This is a genomic window from Candidatus Kuenenia sp. (genome assembly GCF_027493735.1).
Taxonomy (GTDB): Bacteria; Planctomycetota; Brocadiia; order Brocadiales; family Brocadiaceae; genus Kuenenia; species Kuenenia stuttgartiensis_A.
The window spans coordinates 39,204-58,168 of the sequence record NZ_JAOSKF010000007.1 but is presented as its reverse complement, the minus strand read 5'-3'; the positions used below and the strand labels follow the sequence as shown (position 1 = coordinate 58,168).

The following is an 18,965-nucleotide window of genomic DNA, read 5'->3' as shown; positions in this document are numbered from 1 at the left end:
ACCAACCTATGTTCCATAAAAGATAGATTAATAAATCACGATTTAGTTTATTTTGAATCACTTATCCATGTGCATGCTTTTAGAAATATTGGGTTTATTGGTTTTGGGTAGCAAGTGATAATGATTATCCATAAGAACGTAGGCGTAAACCACAACTTCAACCTCAAACCTGTCCGACATATTTCCTAAAGTTTACAGAAACAAAACGTGATCACCATTATTCCGAAAAATATCTCTTCGCTCATTGCCGCGCGATAAGTTGTGATAATAAACGCCTTTAAATTCTGTACGTCATTGTCTTGTCATCAAAGACAAGGTTGCAGACACTATCTTTTATTGTCAAGTATTTAATCACTAATCAAGGTTTGATCCTCATTTCCTCGTCTGCTCTAATTTCTCTTTCCCTTGATGTTCAGTAGGGCTGATAAACTAAAAAAACTTGTAATTTTCTTTAGTTTTCGCTAAACTGACCCCCCAAATAGAAAAAAATAATTTCCTATCATCTGATGCAAACTAAGGAGGCTGAATATGTCAGACCAGAGACCCACCGATGAATTACGCGAGGAACATGCGCATGTACTCAAGAAATTAGACGCACTGGAAAGAATCGTTACTCACCCTGACAAACGGCCGGAAACGACTGCAGAACTGAGAACGCTGGCCACCTTTTTCCAGACGGAATTCTGGGTACATTTTACCAAGGAGGAAGAGGCTTTATTCCCGGAAATGGGCAAGTACACCCTCGTAGGTAAGGGACCTCTTGGCATCATGCTGCGCGAGCATGTTGAGCTTCGTGCAAGTAATGAACTTTGGCAGGCGGCGGTTGCCGGTTATCTGTCCAACACTGATGGCTCTGAGTTTATTGCGCCGATGAAAGGGAATGCTACTCACTTTGCCTGGATGCTGCGTGACCACATCAACAAAGAAGACAACTCGCTGTTTGTCATGGCCGAGCAATGGCTAAAACCAATCGAAAAACAGAATGTCGCCCGACTATTCATTGAAATTGAGGCTAAAGAAAGTGCGGCTGTGAAACAGACATAATGTGTTTTAAGAATACTTCAACCTCCCGACATTAGTCATTGGTCATTTGGTTACACGACAGACAGTAATATCTACCGAAAGCAAAACATGCTCTGCGCGTTCTTCTATACATAATCAATAGTTCCTTAATATCGGCTTCTGAAATTCCATATTTGCCTTTTATACGCGGACGGGTGAGTACTTCTGCAATTTCTTCCAGTATCGGTTCTGAAATAACCACGTGGAGTGTGTCTTCTTCAAAACAATTTTCTTAATCTGGCGGGAATCCGTAAGGGTTTAATAGAGAGGAAATCCAGATATTGGTGTCAATAACAACCTTAATGGACACTTTTCTTTTGTCTCACTTCTTTTATGGAGTGGGCAATATCAGATTCAATTTCATTATGAGTATATCGTGCAGATTTTTCATGTATTTTCTCGATAATGCAACGAAAACGTCTCTGCCAGTCATCAAGAGAAATAATTTTTATCGTTACCTTTTCATGCTATTTTACTGCAACATCTTGAAACGGTTATGCATTTTGAAAAACGAGCATTAAAAACAAAAAGTTGATGGATAATAGTACGGAACGGAATGAGTATACCGGAAAAAATACTTTTTATAGAAGACCTATAGGATAGCGTATCTTCTATGGATTCGGAGGTGCCTGTTCCAGAGAGCCACAGGGAGGAATTAGACGCCCGGCTGTCAAAAGATTATTCTCCCGAAGATTTGTTAAGTATCGAGGAATTACAAAATCGTATTGAGAAGAGGAAATGATATATTCTTTGTTGTTTCTTTCTGAATTAAAAGAAAATTCCGTAAATGGCTATTTTTGGTATGAAGAGAAATGAATAGGGCTTGGTGAAGATTTTCTTCGCGTTTTTTATGCCCTTTCGGAAGAAATCAGACGAAATCCGTTAGTCTATAAGACAGTATATAAAGATTTCAGACGTTGTTTACTTAAACGTTTTCCTTATGCGATTTATTATAGAGTCGATAAAGCGGAAATTATTGTATAGGGTTTATCCTCCTTTCTGGCAAGATGCTCAATATTATACCTGTTTCATATATTTTGATGCCATACACGTTCCGCATGCAGTGTGGCTGGAAATTTGGCGGGGAAGCAAGGCTAAAAATATTGCCCGGCATTTAAGCATAAAAAGCGATAAATAAACGGCACGATCAGCTTTGCGTATTCTCCGTCTTTTCCATTCTTATGGCGAACATGAGAATGGCGGGAATGATGAAGATGGTAAAAATTGTCGAAAATGCCAGCCCTCCAAGCATTACACTCCCCAATCCCCTGTATAATTCGGAACCAGGACCAGGCGCGATGACTAGGGGAAGCATGCCGAATATACTGGTAAATGCGCTCATAAATATCGGCCTTAACCTTGTCCTCGTTGACTCAATTACGGCGTCATGATGGTTCATCCCCTGGAATCGAACATTATTCAGTGCCTGATATACAATGAGAATAGCGTTATTAACAACAACACCGATAAGAATTACAAAGCCGAGCATGGTCAAAATGTCAAAAGGCTGCAAGGCAATACATATATTGACCAATCTTAGCCCGATAAAACCTCCTGCAGCGGCAAGAGGAATGGTAAACATGATAATTAAGGGGTAGATAAAATTCCCGAACAAGGCGGACATTAATAAATACGTAATAACAACTGCAAGGGCAAAATTCCATTGCAGCGCTTTTCTTGTTGTGGTGAGTTTATCCGCTGCACCAGACAATCTTATGGTTACCCCCTGAAGCATGTCCTGTTCTTTTAGTGTTTGCAAAACCGTCCCGTCAATGATCTCCATTGCTTCCTGCAGGGGGATCGTTTCGGGAGGGGTCACCTGGAGTGTTATTGTACGATCCCTTTCCAGGTGCCGGATTTGAGTAATGCCGGTTGTTCGCTGAAGCTGAGAGAGGGAATATACCGGTACTACAGATCTATTGGGAAGAGAAATAAGTGAGTTATATAATATTTCAGGCGTATGAATAGTTTCATCAGACGCCTTAACGATAAGGTCGATTTTTTTTTGCCCTTCTTGTTTATAATATCCGATCTTCCTTCCATCCATTAGTATGTCAAGGGCAATGCCAAGTTCATAAGTATTCATCCCCGCAGCCATGAGGCGATCTCTTGATGGCACTATTTTTAACTCTGGAAAAAGGATCTCTAGTGAGGGTATCGGCCTGATCTGGGCGTCGGGAAGTTCTTTCTTTATCATTCCGAACATGGTTCCTGACACTTGTACAATTTGATGAATATCGCTGCCGCTAATATCCACTTCGATGGTACGCCCTTCCCCAATACCTGTTTCAAAAATGCCTGCCTGCATGCTTACTCCGTACATCCCGGGAATGGATTGGATTGTTTGCATAAACAAAGGCACCAGTTCTCCGGCGCGTTCTTCATGCATGCATTTTGCGCCAAAAACCATCCTTGTGTCCGCCCCGATATAAAACACATCACTTATTCCTGGGAATCCGTTATGATCTTTCTGCATGTAAGGACCAAGCTGATTGGCTATGTGCCTGCCAATGTCCATTCTTTCTTTGTAAGAGAGGCCTGGAGGAGGTACGAGTATGCTCATAACAAGATTCCTGTTTCCCTGTGGAAGATACTCCATCTTTGGCAATAAGAGTATTGTCGCAATAAAGGAAAACGCGGTAAGAATTAAAATAGTTGCTATTCTGGTTTTCCCCTCCTTAATTGCGAATGCCACTAAAGCCATGATTATTTTCTGAAAAAATGCACCTGCTTTCAGAAGCACACCAGGCCCGGCGAATGATTTTGTTTTTACTTTTAACCTTCGGAACAGTTGTTCCGAAAACATGGGGATCACAAAAACAGAAACGAAGAAACTTAATCCTACGGCGCATGTTACCGCAATTGCAATATCTCTGAAGAGCTGGCCAGCTTCTTCCTGCACAAACACTATGGGAAGAAATACCGCAATTGTTGTGAGCGTAGAGGCGAGTATTGCTCCCCATACTTCTTTCGTTCCTTCATATGCGGCAAGAAAAGCGGTCTTCCCCGATTTTCTGTGACGATCAATATTTTCCAGCACCACGATAGCGTTATCTACAAGCATCCCGACCGCAAAAGAAATTCCGGCAAGGCTTATAACATTAAGATTTCTTCCAAATGCCTTCAAGAACAAAAACGTGCCAAAAATGCTTATGGGAATAGAAGTGGCGATTATTACGGTGGAAGAAACATTTCTCAGGAAAAGCAGCAATACTGCTATTGCGAGAAAGCCACCAATAAGGATATTATTTTTCACAAGCCGGATTGCCCCGTTAATATAAGGCCTCTGATCGTATACCCATTTCAGATAAACCTTTTCTTCGGCAAGTTTTTCTTTATTCAACCAATCCACTACTTCATAAATGGTATTAGTAAGTTCAAGTACGTTTACGCCCGATTCCGGTTTTACGCCAATAGCAATGGCTTCTTCACCATTATGGAGCATTACATTGCTTAGTTTTTCATAACCAAAACTGACTTTTGCCAAATCCGAAAGTACGATTCGCTGCTGGCCATCGGATTTTATTATTATATTTTCAATTTCTTTCGCCGAATTAAATTCCCCAATCGTTCTTATCCGGTAATCCCTTCTTTCAATGCCCATAATACCTGAAGAGATATTCACGTTTTCCGCTTTTAAGAGAGAAACAAGTTCCGTTATTGTTACACCGTATGCAGCCATTTTTTGGGGATTGATAATGATATGCATCTCTTTGTCAGTCCCGCCATGAATCGCAAGATCTGCAACCCCCTTTACCCGGTCAAGATATTGTCTGACCTCGTCTTCAAAATATGTCCTGTAGGAATAAATCGAGCGGGGATTGTCTTCCGTTGCATGCAAAATAATCCATATAACGGGTGATGCCGCACTTCCCGTGGGATTGATTATTGGTTTATCAACATTTTCAGGATATTCAGGCACTTCGTTGAGTTTGTTGGAGACCCGCAACAATGCATCGTCAATTCTAGTTTCAATTGTGAATTTTAGTGTAATTGAACCCATTCCGTCAAACGACTCGCTCTCCATTTCTACAAGTCCGGGTATGCCTTTTAAAACCTTTTCCTGTTCTTCGATTATTTCACGTTCAATGTTGTATGGAGTAGCTCCCACCCACGTAGTAGTAACCGTAATTTCGGGTTCGGTAATGGTGGGACTTAACTGGTATGTCATTGTGAGAAGGCTGATTACCCCGAAAAGCACAACAAAGATAATCCCAACGATAATAGTAACCGGTTTTTCAATGGAAAATCTGATGCTGTCCAAAAGATTATATCCCCTCTCTCTTTACATTTATTCTCTGGCCGTCACGAAGCCGTTCATTTCCCTTTATTACCACCTCTGTTCCTTCCATAAGGCCAACTCCTTCAATGCCAGCCTTTGTTTCACTGTAGTCCAGTACGCGAACAGGCGTCATATATGCTTGTGAGTCCTTTACCGCAAAAACCACCGTGTTTCCGAAAAAGTTGATTATTGCATCCCTGTCCACCAGAAGAGATTTCGTTTCTTCTCCGGAGGGCAAAGATACTACAGCCTCCATACCGGACATAAGCGTTTCAGCGTCTGTTATTCTTATTCTTACAGGGAACGTTCTTGTTGACACATCGCCGTGGGGAATCACGACAAATATTTTCCCATGGAATATTTTTTCGTTAATTTTGACAACGGCATCCATATTTTGTTTTATTAACAGACATATTTTCTCAGGAACGTTAAGAACTACTTCAACCACATCGGTTTGCGCAATGGTTGCGATAACAGTACCTGGCGTAAGCCATTCGCCAACCTGCACATATTTTTTTAATATTACTCCATTAAAGGGAGACCGTATGTTTTTCTTTTGAAGTTCGATTGAGAGCGACTCCAACTCCGCTTTTATTGAATCAGATTTTTTTTCAAAATTAATCAATTTAAATATAATTTCGTCATACATCTGTTGAGAAACGACTTCTTCGTGATACAGTTTTTCAACCCTTTGTTTGTTTAATAATGCCAGATCGATGTCGGATAAAACCTGATCCCTTAACGCCTTTTTCGATTTAATTTCTTTTCTCAGCAAATCCGAATTCGTTTTTACAAGCAACTCTCCCTTCTTTACCCTAAAACCTTCTTCAAGGTTTACATAGTCTGCCTTGCCATTTACTTCAGCCGCAACATCCGATATATAGGGATAATTTACCGTTCCTATAAATTCAGTCTTTGGAGTCATTATACCGGTGGTGATTTCTGAAACAACGACAAGCGGCGGTGGACTCTGTTTTTCGCTTTGTCCGAAAAGCGATGAAATAATTGAGAGTAGCACAAAAGGCACGATAAGAAAATAACACGTCCGCATAAACATAAGGTATCCTTAAAAAAATAAATTTAAGTTTTGGCAAAATATAAAAAAGGGGGGGGGTGAGAAAAAGAATTTAAAAAAAGGGGGGAAATCTTTTTTTAATAAATTTTTTTTTTTTTAAAAAACCTAATTTGTTTGGTATATCTAACGGTGAAATCCGATTTCGTATTTGAAAATTAATACTCAATGTGAAGGAATAAAGGTAAATGAGCAACAATTTGAGAATTGAACATTAACAGATATAATACCTCAAAAAATTATTTCATTGTCCCTGACGCGAAGATATCGACAAATTCCTTTATAATCGCATCTGAATCATCAATTCTGTATTTTTTCCACATGAGAAATTCCTTTGCATCAAAATAGGAGAATAACATCCCAAGGAAGGCACGTGCTGCAGTTTCAGCATTAAACTCCCGAAGAACCCCTTTCTTTTGCATCGTTGTGAAATAGGAAGCCAGCGTTTTAAAAATTTCATCAATAAACGCATGATACATTTTTAGGATTTTTTGAGGATATCTTTGAATTTCAATATGCATTATTTTTATAATATCTTTTCTCACAGCAAGCGTATCGAGGAATCTTTCCGCAATAACAGTCAATGCTTCCGTATAATGCATTTCAGCAACCTCCGGCAGAAGTCCCTGCAAAGCCGGAAGAAACGAATAGGTATTTAAAACTTCTTCAAAAAGTTTTTCTTTTGATATAAAATGCCTGAAAATCGTTACCTCTGCAGTGCCCGCCTCTTTTGCGATTTCTCTCGTAGTTGTGCCAAGATAGCCTTTTTTTGAAAAAAGCTTCAATCCCGTTTCCAGAATCTTTTTCCTCGCCGAGTGTGCTTCTTCCTGATGACCGGACATGATATATAACGAATACTGTAGTTTATTCAAAATAAAATTGATTTGCAATTGTTAGCATACGCTTACATTAGCATTATAATTTGAATATATTGTTTTTCAACATTTAAAACAGATACATAGGTTTCTCATTACTTTTTTGCATGAACAATTGTTTTGATTGATAACGACCCTTTGAACGATTACAATTATGGCTTATTGCCGATAACGTACATGCACAATACTTCATTTACCGTATCAATTTAATCTCTTGAAAAAACAAAAACGCTCATTTCCATGCCAGAGTTTTAAAACAAGGGCGATTGCTAAAAACTGTGCCCCGCTGACGTGGTTGTAGAAGGTGAAATTGAGGGGTAGGAATGCAGAATGACTGCTGCACAGCATGATTTTGCTTTGATGGTTTTTCAAAAAAACGAAAGTGTTACGATTTATTAAATTCCTCTCTTTATAACAACGGTAACAATGTTTGAACGGCTTCATTACATCGACGTTTCCATTATCCTTGCCTATCTTTTCTTCACTTTTCTGATTGGTGTGTATTTTTCACGCCGTGCATCAAAAAACATGGACGAGTTTTTTGTTTCGGGGCGATGTTTGCCGTGGTGGATTGTAGGCACTTCTATGGTTGCCACAACGTTTGCGGCTGATACGCCCCTTGCTGTTTCCGGTCTTGTTGCAAAAGGTGGTATCTGGAAGAACTGGATTTGGTGGAATTGGGGAGTAGGCGGTATTTTTGCCGTATTTCTCTTTGCACGTCTCTGGAACAGGGCTGGCATTACCACAGATGCAGAGCTGGTTGAGCTGCGTTACGACGGCATGGCTGCCGCATGTCTCCGGATTTACCGTGCAGTATGGTTTGGCCTTTTCCAGAATGTGCTGATAATTGCATGGGTTATGAAGGCAATGTCCAAGATCATTGTCACCATCATGGAGTGGGACCAGACTACTATAATACTTGGGCTGAATGCCGAGGTATTTGCCGTTTTGGTGCTTTTCCTGATTACGGTTGTTTACACGACAATGTCAGGGCTTTGGGGGGTCGTTGCTACTGATGTGGTACAGTTTATCATCGCAATGACAGGATCAATTTATCTTGCAGTTGCTTCAGTTATAAAACTTGGCGGAATGGCTGAAATACAACGCAAACTGGCAGAAGGGCATTTTGACGTAGATTCTGTCCTGAGAATCATTCCAAAGGTTACGCCGCTTAACCATACCACACCGTTTACGGAATTCCTGGCGCTTGTCTTAATCGTGTGGGTGGTTATGTACAATGTGGATGGGGGAGGTTATATTGCGCAACGACTGTTTGCCGCAAAAAATGAACGGCATTCCATGTTTGCTTATTTATGGTTTAACACTGCCATGATATGCCTGCGTCCCTGGCCATGGATTATTGTCGGACTCTGCGGCATGGCATATTTTGGGAAGATTGATGACGTGGAAACATACTATCCGCTTATGATGAAAGAGACGCTGCCTGTAGGGATGTTCGGTGTTATGATCGCTGCATTTTTCGCGGCGTTTATGTCAACTATCGACACGCAGTTAAACTGGGGCGCCTCTATCATCGTTAATGATTGTTATAAACGTTTTTTTAGGAAAACATCAGGCGATAAAGAATATGTGCTGATAGCAAGAATCGTTATTGTATGCCTTGCCTTTCTTGGTGCGTTTTTTTCATTTGCAGTGAAGGATATTTCTCAGGTATGGATTATTGTATTTTCTGTTACAGCGGGGATTGGTTCTGTTTATATATTGCGCTGGTATTGGTGGCGGGTAAATGCATGGTCGGAAATTTCGGCGTTTTCCCTTGCGCTTGCCGGCACATTTGTCTTTAAAGGCATTCCGTTTTCAAATCGACTCTCTTTTTTAAAAGATACCATCTGGGGGAAAGGATTGTCCGGTTTTTATCCGGAACAACCACTGTTTCAGTTTCCCTATTCAATTGCAGTATCAATGGTTGTTATTATTCCCGCCTGGATAGCAATTACATTCATTACCCGTCCGGTATCCCAAAACCATCTTATCGCCTTTTACAAAAAGGTGTATCCCGGAGGGCCTGGTTGGAAGTCAATTGCGCAAAAAGTCCCCGGTTATGAAGATCAAGGGATTAAACCGGTAACTTTCCTTCATATTCTATTGGGAATTATCGTGGTAAATTGCATCCTGATAGGAACGGGAAAGGTTATATTGGGCGCTGAAGTATCGGGAATAATCTTATTGCTTGTTGCAATTTGTTCGGGAACCGCATTATTTTTTTTCCTGAAAAAACAAGAAAAACGCTTGCGATAAACTGCGAATTGAATCATTGCCGCAAAACTCATTTTCAGAGCAGAAGTGCGCTGAAAAAACCAATCAACGCCCCAAATACCCCTCCCCAAACAACAAGCCAGCCCAGGTGACTGCGTATCATTTCCTCAACAATTTTCTTTACATGTTGCGGCGATAATTCATTGAGTCTCGCATTTACCATAGTATCAATCTTCGACCGAAAGGAGTCGAAATCAGTTTCTTTTTGCAATATCGAAGCTATGTCAATGTTTGTGATGATATCCGTCACCTGTTTTTCCATTTCGGCTTTAAATGGTTCTCTCAGCGGTTCAAGGGCATTTTTTCCTCCAAACATATCCAGCATGCCGCCAAAGGTCGATTTTTTCACGGTGGAAACCAGCCCGGCAAATACTTTGTCAAAATCTATCTGATCCATTACAAGTTCCGGCTTTATGGTATGAGGAAGTGTTTCCTGCGTGACTTTGGCAAAGTTTTTTTCTGTAAAAAAATTCTCCATAATCAACGAACGAATGCCTTCCTTAAATTGTTCAAACCTGAGCGTAATTATTCCTGAACCGTACAGGCCGGGTATTTTTTCGAATAACATATGAATGGCTACCCAGTTTGTCAATGCGCCGGACAAGGCAAAGAGACTTGCATGCACTATCACTGTCTTTCCAAAAAAAGATGGATAAAAATAAGAAACAAGAAAGACAATACCGGCTATAAGATTGGTAAGTAAACTTTTATTCACGAAAGATATCCTCACTGAAATTTCAAATAATAAGGCATAGATATAGTCAAACAAATAAGGTTTTAGAAAATTTACCTCTCCCCCCTGCCGCCTCTTTTTAGATGGAAGAGAAGATGCCCCCTCTATCAAAAGGAAATTTAAGGGGGCTTTGATAGTATGCTTAGTCAAATAAATCTGTTCCTGTTAAATCCCCCCCGCCGTTTTTAGAAAGCCATTTTATCGCCAAATTTTTAAAACTATATTTGTTTGGCTATATAACAAACTTCTTTAGTATGATTCATATTCCGAACTATTCGGAACGAATGTTTTTTTCCTGCGAACGGAAAGACTCTTGCAAAAACGGCCTTGAGATATCTCCCTTCCGGAAATACAGAACTAAACGGATGATCCGGCGCAGCTCCTGTGATTTTAAATATTTGCAATATTACACCGGCTTCGGCGGCTGAACGGGTAAGTATTGAAAGAAAATCTTTTTCTGAAATAAGGCCGGAACAGGAACAGGTTAGCAATATCCCCCCTGGCCGGACCACTTGCATACCAAGCCGGTTAATATCTCCATATGTTCTCATGGCTCTCTTTATTTCTCCTGTACAACCGGCAAGCTTGGCGGGATCCAGTATTACCACATCTGTTTGCGTACCACTGTTATACATTTTTCTTAAAAAATCAAATACGTCAATATGTACATACGAAATAGCTGCCGAATTTAACCGGGCGTTTTCTTTTGCGGTTTCTAATGCCTTTTCATCAAGGTCAACGCCTGTTGCAGACCTTGCGCCTGCACGCATTGCAGATATTCCAAACCCTCCGGTGTAACAAAAACAATCAAGCACCTCCTTGTCGCGACATAAAAGAGACAAGGCCAAACGGTTTTCCCTCTGGTCAAGAAAAAAACCTGTTTTGTGTCCCGATTTGAAATTTATCATCATAAAATTTTTTTTTTTTGTTTTTTTTCAGAGAGGGGGGGGGGGGGTTTTTTCCCTTTTTTAGAAATCCCCCCCTTTTTTTTCCCCATTCCTCGCAACGTAACCTTTTTTTTGGTCTTACCGTTACATTGCTATCCGGATAGAGGGTTTTTAGTGACGAAACTATCCAGTCCATAATTCCAATGTAGCCGGCGGAATAAGGTTCAACTACAATCACATGGGCAAATTTATCAATGATCAGGCCGGAAAGCCCGTCTGCCTCGCCATGAACGAGCCTGTAGCAATCCGACGTCTTATGTATCCCCAACACCTCTTCACGCAATGCTTTGGCGTATTCAAGTTTTTTTAATATAAATTCCTTGCACAAATGTTCGGTAACATTTTCGGTTAAAAGCCGAATACCGATATTGCTTTTCCGGTTATAAATACCCCTGCCGATAAACCCTCCTTCTTTGGATACCACTTCAACCAATGTCCCTGGTGGAACAGGTTTTTGCGGATGACGAATCATGCGGTTGAAGATCCATGGGTGGAGTGAATTTCTTTTTGCTTTAAGTGATATAACAGGAAGTTTCATTTAACAGAGATGGCAGTCTTTAAAATTTGTTTAAAAAGTTGTTTGCGGCCAGTATTGGCAGCGAGTAATAGTAATTCCTCACAAATATTGTTATTTACCAGACTCCGCCGGATTCCACAACCCTTTTCTATTTTCTCTTGCATCTGCGAATGCCTTCTGGAATTTCTTTTTATATTTAACATTGAGTCGCTCAGCAGAAGGGCTTGCAAACCCAGCCTTAATAATTTCCTCATTAAGCATCCTTCCATCCTCAAGATATACGTATCCCAGATACCTGCCGTCCTTATCCAAAAACTGGATGTCAAACTCTATCGATACTTTATCATTCGGTTTTACCAGGCTTTTCGTAAACTCCAGGGTACGTTTGCCTATCAGCAGGATGTCGTTTACATCTTTTTCATATTTTTCGGCGTTGTCCAGTACTGCACTGTTTAGCTTAGTGTCGGGCGTGGTTATTCCCACCAATTTAAACCGTTCTTCGTTGCTTTTATACCTTACCCTTAAAGTATCACTATCGATCACGGATAACACAATTGCCTTGTCCCTTGCAAAAAGATGGGGTAAGAATACAACATTGAATAAGAAAAACAAAACAATAACTTTGGGAGATAGTTTCATTTTAAACACGGTGTGCCTCCTGTATGAAATAATACGATTGTATTGTTTTACTGTGGACATGGATAAGCCTCTTTTAACGCATCAACAACTAACACAACTGCTGGTTCATTCCATCTTTCCGGGTTTTCCTTTAAATATTTTGACACTGTTGACACTATTTCTCCTTGTGTGGGGTCTGATGGACTCGCGCAAAAGAATGCCCCATCACATGCATCATAAACGCCTCCGATAAAACCCAGATAAAGGCCTGTCTTTAACCAATCAACCTCTTTCATCCCGGACACTGCCTTATCATTTTCCTTCATATGATCCACAAGTTTGATCCCTGAAGTGAATGGTACGGCGTCTGCATTCACTGTGTTAAAAACCCCCGCACATATAATAACCATAACAAAAAAAATACACCTTCTCATTTTATCAGTCTCCATTTTTTAATAATTTTAGTAATTCCACGATCCGTCTTTATTCCATCTTGGCGGCAATTCTTTTAAAATGCCCATTTTTTCTAACAAAACTCCGGCTAATGAACGTCCTTTTTGAAGAAACTCTCCCGATTTCGCACATTGAGGTTCAGGAATATATCCTAATGAGAGTGCTTCCTGTACCGTAATTAATCGTAATTTCCGAACATCTTTCACACAATTCGGGGCATAATATTCCTTGTCCTCATCATTAACATAAACATAGGTATTCCGGGGCATTGTCTTCGATACATTCACTGCTAATCCGGCAATAACTACTAAGAGCAAAAGACTACTGACCCCCATAAATAAAAAACGCTTTTTATCATACTTTATCATACATCGGAACCTCCCCTTTGGGCTTCTTTATAGTAATTTATGTAAAATAACGAGTGATACTGACCCGCAACCAATTAAAACACAAGAAAGCTGGGTAGTATAAAACATATTTACTTCTCTCTATATGTTTTTTCGCCGGTATTTCACACCTTCAATCAATTTTGTAAATAATTGTAACTATTTATGGCAATAATATCTTTATAATACTTTTGTAACGATAGAAAAATTATATGTAATACAGACAAATCGGAAATGAAAAACAGCGCTGTGTTTTATTCATAGTAAGGAAGGGTGACGCGATAGCGTACTCACCGTTGCTTGTATCTAAAGCTATTATACAAATACATTCATGCAAGGGTTCAGGCCACAAACCAATGTCATTAAGTTAAGGATATTTGATCAAAAACAACCCCCTTTTCTAAGGGGGATTTTGCGGCAGGTAGTTTAACTTAATGACATTGGGCTGCAAACATGAGCTCATTATGAAAATTTGCATGTGTTTACTATGCTATTTATAGTATTATTTTGTAAAAACTCTATTTTTTTCAAAAAGCCAAACTATTATAAAAATGCGAATTTATTTGTTATTTGTTATTTGTCGTTTATTATTTATGCATAGTAAACAAACAGATACCCTATTCATGATGCAGTCTTCATTATAAATACAATAGAACAGCATACCGTTAGGAGGTTGCGAAATGGATGTTACCCAAATCTTTGGCACAAATGTCTTTAACGATGAAGTTATGAGGAAAAGGCTGCCAAAGGATACCTATCAACTGCTTAAAAAAACAATTGATAAAGAAATTCCTTTACCGCCGGAGGTCGCGGATGTTGTTGCAAGCGCTATGAAAGACTGGGCAATAGAGAGGGGCGCAACACATTATACCCACTGGTTTCAGCCTCTGACTGGAAGTACCGCCGAGAAGCATGATTCTTTCATCTCGCAGACAACACAAGGCGGCATAATTATGGAATTTTCCGGCAAGCAACTTATCAAAGGAGAACCGGACGCATCGAGTTTCCCAAGCGGTGGGTTGCGCGCAACCTTTGAGGCTCGTGGATATACCGCTTGGGACTGCACCTCTCCTGCATTTTTAAAGGAAGACGGGCTTGGCGGCGTCACCCTCTGTATTCCAACCGCTTTTTGTTCCTATACCGGTATGGCGCTTGACAAGAAAACGCCAATGCTTCGTTCCATGGCGGCTGTTTCAAAACAAGCGCTCCGCGTTTTAAGGGCATTGGGGAATAAAACCACAAATAAAGTTACCCCAACAGTCGGCGCAGAGCAGGAGTATTTCCTGGTTGATAAAAAATTCTTCGCGCAAAGATTAGATTTGATTGTAGCAGGAAGAACACTTTTTGGAGCTTCAGCCCCCAAAGGGCAGGAAATGGAAGACCATTACTTTGGTCAAATAAAGGATCGTATTGCCGAGTTTATGAAGGACCTTGATAAGGAGCTATGGAAACTTGGGGTCGCTTCTAAAACGAAACATAATGAAGTCGCCCCTTCTCAATTTGAAATGGCGCCGCTCTTTACATCGGCAAATATTGCGGCAGATCAAAATCAGCTTGTAATGGAGACGCTGCAGAAGGTTGCCATCAGGCATAACCTTGTATGCCTTTTGCATGAGAAACCCTATGCCGGTTTAAGTGGTTCAGGAAAACATACAAACTGGTCATTGTGTACTGATGACGGCATGAATTTGCTTGACCCCGGAACCACACCCCACGAGAACGCTCAGTTTTTACTTTTTCTCAGCGCACTGATAACGGCTGTTGACCGCCATGCGCACCTTTTGAGAAGATCAGCGGCAAATTCTGGCAATGACCACCGCCTTGGCGCGAATGAGGCGCCGCCTGCGATTATTTCTGTCTTTATGGGACAGGAACTGACTGACATTTTAGAAGCAATTTCTAAGGGGAAAAAAGCGACTTCAAAAGGCCTCACATCGATTGAGATAGGGGTAGATACCTTGCCGCCACTTCCGTTGGATAATTCTGACAGAAACCGAACGTCTCCCTTTGCGTTTACCGGCAATAAATTTGAATTCCGTATGGTTGCGTCTTCCGCTTCCATTTCAGGGCCATGCGTTGTTTTAAATACCATTGTGGCGGAAGCGCTTGATGAAATTGCCACCCGGCTTGAAAAAGCAAAGGATATAAACAAAGAAACCACACTCGTTATACGCGACGCCGTGCAGGAACATGGAAGGATTATTTTTAACGGGAACAGTTATTCGGAAGAATGGATAAAAGAAGCGGAGAAAAGAGGATTGCCAAATATTCGTTCCACCGCAGAAGCGCTGAAAACGTTTGCGGAAAAAAAGGCAGTTGATTTGTTTAGAAAATACAAAGTACTTTCTAAAGAAGAGTTGCATTCACGGCGCGAGATTTATCTCGAACAGTATGCAAAACAGATTTGTATTGAGGCAAAAGCGGCGCTTGATATGGCAAGAAGTTTATATATTCCCGCAGTATTGACCTTTGTTAAAGAACTTGCGGAATCAATAGAAAAGCTGGAGACGATAAAAGGTTCTTCTGTTGTGCAAAGAGATTTGCTGACAAAGGTATCCACCCTTCTGGAGACGTCATACAAAAATGTTGAACAACTTGATACCGAACTGACAAAGACGTATGAAATTGAGGATAGCGATAAACGTGCGGCTGCATGCCGTGATACGGTGGTTGCTACAATGAATGATTTGAGGCAAAACATCGACTCACTGGAAAAAATTGTCTCACGAAAATTGTGGCCGGTTCCTACCTATGCAGACCTTTTATTCAATTTGTAATTTAATCGCAAAGATAAAATATTTTTGTAACAAACACATCATTTCATACTAATAAAGGGGAATTACATCAATGAGTAAGTTAATAAACAGTATAAAATCGTTTCGACGCCATGGGACGAAAATCATTTTGACACTGTCACTTGTGGTATCTTTTATTTTACCTGCATATGCGCAGGAGAATCTGTGGAAGGAACTCAATGATAAAACTACCACACTTTTACAAGAGAAAAGATACGCCGACGCAATAAAGTCAGGGGAAGATGCATTAAAGATTGCAAAGGAAACATTCCCGCCCGGCCATATCTCTATTGCAGCTTCAATGAACTTGCTTGGTATACTTTATAGAACCTACACCATGTATGACGAAGCCGAACCTCTTTTCAATCAGGCGCTGGATATTTATAGGGAAACAAATGGCACAGACCACCCTACGGTCGCTTACGTCCTGCAGGAATTGGCGGAAATGTTTCTCCTTCAGGACAACTATGCTAAAGCAGAGCCGCTTTACAAACAATCTCTTGGTATATATGAGAATGTCTCCGGACAGGACAATCCCGGCATAGTCAACATCCTGAACAGATTGGGAGAAATTTACCAACACCAGGAAAAATATGCCGACGCAATACTCTTTTACAAAAGGGCGTTGGCAATTGAAGTGGAAATCTTTGGCAACGACCACCCGGACGTTGCATCATCAATGAACAATCTTGCAACACTTTATTATCACAATGGAGAAAACACAAAAGCGGAGTCTCTTTATAAACAGGCGCTGGAAATATATGAAAATGAATACGGCGCAGACCATCCCTTAGTTGCAACCATACTGGAAAATATGGCAGTTTTTTACGAGGGAACCGGAAAAAAAGAAGCTGCAAAACAACTACATGACAGGGCAAAAAAGATTTATTCCAATTACCGGAAATGAAATGCGTTGTAACACGAATCGTACCTTATCAGTAAAATTTGTACCCTTTCGCATGGTTTATCACTATGGGTTACAAGCCTGTACCCGGCATGGATTGTCCGGTTCGAAAATAAAACTGCAAAAAATAGTTTAAGTACAGATACTACAACACGATATAGCTATAAACCCATTTTCATCGTTTCTGGGCATTGCAAATACAACATGATGACTGATGACTCATTTTGTCATTACGCGAGTATCCGCTTTGTCATTGCGAGGGTCTTTTCCGAAGCAATCAGTATACTACGAGATATTTTGTGACGTAAGAGACGCCATATCGCGGGAGAAAGAAGCAAATTAAGGGTGGCTCAAGAGCTAAAAAAATAGAATTAATTAATAGAATGAATGCAGGATGGAAGGATCTCTATGACGGTTTATGAGGTTGCTTCGGAAAAGACCCTCGCAATGACAAGCCGAGCCCCTTGCAATGACAATCTGATACCTTTTGAATGGCCCTATACATTTGAACCGGTACAGAAACAGAAATGCCAGATGTTTTCGACTCGAAAGTAAGACTACAAAAAATAGCTCAAGCTCAGGTACCGCAATATGATATGGCTATAAAACCATTTTCATCGTTTCTGGGTGTTGCAAATGCAACATGATGACCGGTTCAATCTTTTAGATTGAACCATGCCATGTGTTTGGAAAAGATATGCACGTTATTGAATTGGCAAGAGGCATAGGAACCAATAAAAAACGTTTCGGTTCAATCGTGAACTATTGAACCAGCCTGGGATCGCTGCAATGTTTTATTGAATGAACCTGCTCACGACCAGACAAGAATTATTCCCTTCAAAATCCATGTTGTTAATCATTGCGTGGTTGGTTTGTTTGCGAAGTGGTTTACCGAGGACGAGGTTGAGGTTATTTTCAGGCTCTTTTCCCTGGTGATTGATGATGTGGGGTATAATGCCGTTATTAATAGACATTGCCGTTGAAACTAGTTGTGCGGCGCCTGCCGTACCGTAAGACTCTCCCACGTTTGATTTTATTGCAGATATAGGGATATGTTTTACGTCCTCACCATACAGAAATTGTATGGCGTTTGCCTCTATGGGGTCCTGTATTTTGCATCCATTCGCATTTACGCTCATGCAATCTAAATCTTCCTTCTTTATCCCCGCTCGCTGTAATGCTTCCTGCATGGCTTTTTCAACACTGCTTACTCTTTCAAGGAGAGAATAATTTTTTGCACCCACATAGGTATTCCCAAATCCTTTTATTTCACCATAAATGGAGGCGCCCCTTTCCAATGCGTGCTGAAGCTCTTCAAGGATGATTACATAGCTACCCTCTGCCATAATGAATCCGTTTCGTTTTGCATCGAAGGGAGCGCTAATTTCCTGCCCCCCATTGATACCGGAAAGATATTTTCTGAGGTAAAATATCAAATACAAATCAATGGAAATCTGCTCAACACCACCGGTTATCATAACTTTTGCCCTATCATTCCGTATCATTCGGTATGCATCTTCTATGGCATCGATGCTTGACGTAAATCCTGCAGAAATAGTACGAACGGGCCCTTTTGCTTTAAAGAGAACGGACACATAATTGACAGAAGAGTTTAATGCCACATCGTAACTGCACATAGGGGACAATTCTGACGGGTTATTCCGTATTATTTCATAAAAATAATCTGTAGTTTCAGAAAAATTTCCCAGAGATGACCCGATAATAATGCCAATCGTATCTTCCAGAGAACCATCCTGAGGTAATTTTGAATCATCAAGTGCCATTTTAGCGGCAGAACCGAGAAAGTATGTGCCTTTATTCAAATAACGCAGCCCCTTTTTCCCCAAATGGATTTCCGGCAGGAGATCGCGTACTTCCCCGCCTAATTTGGACTTATAACAGGATAAATCAAGTGAAGTCATCGGGGCAATGCCTGATTTCCCTTCTACAAGTCCATTCCAGAATTCTTCTTTCGTATTTCCAAGGGGCGATACCGCCCCCAATCCTGTTATCACTACCCTTTTTTTCATGCCCTTATTATTGG

General features: G+C 40.6%; 16 protein-coding genes. 6 read left to right on the top strand and 10 right to left on the bottom strand.

Going from position 1 to position 18,965, the window contains the following annotated elements; translation table 11 throughout:
* Positions 1-528: 528 nt before the first annotated feature.
* Positions 529-1,044, top strand: coding sequence for a hemerythrin domain-containing protein (locus M5U24_RS05880; protein ID WP_099323509.1), 516 nt, complete (start codon positions 529-531; stop codon positions 1,042-1,044).
* A gap of 631 nt (positions 1,045-1,675) precedes the next feature.
* On the top strand, positions 1,676-1,804 hold the full coding sequence (locus M5U24_RS05875; RefSeq protein WP_261341073.1) for a hypothetical protein: 129 nt from the start codon (positions 1,676-1,678) through the stop codon (positions 1,802-1,804).
* Between the two features lie 405 nt (positions 1,805-2,209).
* Here M5U24_RS05875 and M5U24_RS05870 read toward each other — a convergent pair whose 3' ends face one another.
* From M5U24_RS05870 to M5U24_RS05860, 3 genes are all read right to left on the bottom strand, one after another.
* Positions 2,210-5,326, bottom strand: a complete 3,117-nt coding sequence (locus M5U24_RS05870; protein WP_099323511.1) for an efflux RND transporter permease subunit — start codon at positions 5,324-5,326, stop codon at positions 2,210-2,212.
* A gap of 4 nt (positions 5,327-5,330) precedes the next feature.
* On the bottom strand, positions 5,331-6,395 hold the full coding sequence (locus M5U24_RS05865; RefSeq protein WP_295101959.1) for an efflux RND transporter periplasmic adaptor subunit: 1,065 nt from the start codon (positions 6,393-6,395) through the stop codon (positions 5,331-5,333).
* 260 nt (positions 6,396-6,655) lie between these two features.
* Entirely contained in the window at positions 6,656-7,288 is a 633-nt protein-coding gene (locus tag M5U24_RS05860; protein WP_230405655.1) for a TetR/AcrR family transcriptional regulator, read from the bottom strand.
* A 429-nt stretch (positions 7,289-7,717) separates the two neighbouring features.
* On the opposite strand from M5U24_RS05860, the gene M5U24_RS05855 reads away from it, so the two are divergent.
* A complete protein-coding gene (locus M5U24_RS05855) occupies positions 7,718-9,550 on the top strand; it encodes a sodium:solute symporter family protein (protein ID WP_298201829.1) in 1,833 nt (610 codons plus the stop codon).
* 34 nt (positions 9,551-9,584) lie between these two features.
* On the opposite strand, the gene M5U24_RS05850 is transcribed toward M5U24_RS05855, so the two are convergent.
* From M5U24_RS05850 to M5U24_RS05825, 6 genes are all read right to left on the bottom strand, one after another.
* Entirely contained in the window at positions 9,585-10,283 is a 699-nt protein-coding gene (locus M5U24_RS05850) for a DUF445 domain-containing protein (protein ID WP_099326926.1), read from the bottom strand.
* A 236-nt stretch (positions 10,284-10,519) separates the two neighbouring features.
* Positions 10,520-11,212, bottom strand: a complete 693-nt coding sequence (locus tag M5U24_RS05845; protein WP_298201826.1) for a class I SAM-dependent methyltransferase — start codon at positions 11,210-11,212, stop codon at positions 10,520-10,522.
* Entirely contained in the window at positions 11,166-11,786 is a 621-nt protein-coding gene (locus M5U24_RS05840; RefSeq protein WP_298201824.1) for a hypothetical protein, read from the bottom strand. Before M5U24_RS05840 ends, M5U24_RS05845 begins: the two co-directional genes overlap by 47 nt.
* Before the next feature lie 90 nt (positions 11,787-11,876).
* Positions 11,877-12,464, bottom strand: a complete 588-nt coding sequence (locus tag M5U24_RS05835) for a thermonuclease family protein (protein ID WP_099323516.1) — start codon at positions 12,462-12,464, stop codon at positions 11,877-11,879.
* Entirely contained in the window at positions 12,452-12,817 is a 366-nt protein-coding gene (locus tag M5U24_RS05830; RefSeq protein ID WP_298201822.1) for a Rap1a/Tai family immunity protein, read from the bottom strand. Before M5U24_RS05830 ends, M5U24_RS05835 begins: the two co-directional genes overlap by 13 nt.
* A 27-nt stretch (positions 12,818-12,844) precedes the next feature.
* A complete protein-coding gene (locus tag M5U24_RS05825) occupies positions 12,845-13,204 on the bottom strand; it encodes a hypothetical protein (protein ID WP_099323518.1) in 360 nt (119 codons plus the stop codon).
* A gap of 698 nt (positions 13,205-13,902) precedes the next feature.
* Between M5U24_RS05825 and M5U24_RS05820 the strand changes: the two genes are divergently transcribed.
* The 3 genes from M5U24_RS05820 (at position 13,903) to M5U24_RS05810 (ending at position 17,476) form a co-directional block, all read left to right on the top strand.
* Entirely contained in the window at positions 13,903-15,999 is a 2,097-nt protein-coding gene (locus tag M5U24_RS05820; protein WP_099323519.1) for a glutamine synthetase III, read from the top strand.
* Between the two features lie 70 nt (positions 16,000-16,069).
* Positions 16,070-16,924, top strand: coding sequence for a tetratricopeptide repeat protein (locus M5U24_RS05815; RefSeq protein ID WP_099323520.1), 855 nt, complete (start codon positions 16,070-16,072; stop codon positions 16,922-16,924).
* 405 nt (positions 16,925-17,329) lie between these two features.
* A complete protein-coding gene (locus M5U24_RS05810; RefSeq protein WP_298201820.1) occupies positions 17,330-17,476 on the top strand; it encodes a hypothetical protein in 147 nt (48 codons plus the stop codon).
* Between the two features lie 239 nt (positions 17,477-17,715).
* Here M5U24_RS05810 and M5U24_RS05805 read toward each other — a convergent pair whose 3' ends face one another.
* A complete protein-coding gene (locus M5U24_RS05805) occupies positions 17,716-18,951 on the bottom strand; it encodes a beta-ketoacyl-[acyl-carrier-protein] synthase family protein (RefSeq protein WP_164995032.1) in 1,236 nt (411 codons plus the stop codon).
* Positions 18,952-18,965 lie beyond the last annotated feature (14 nt).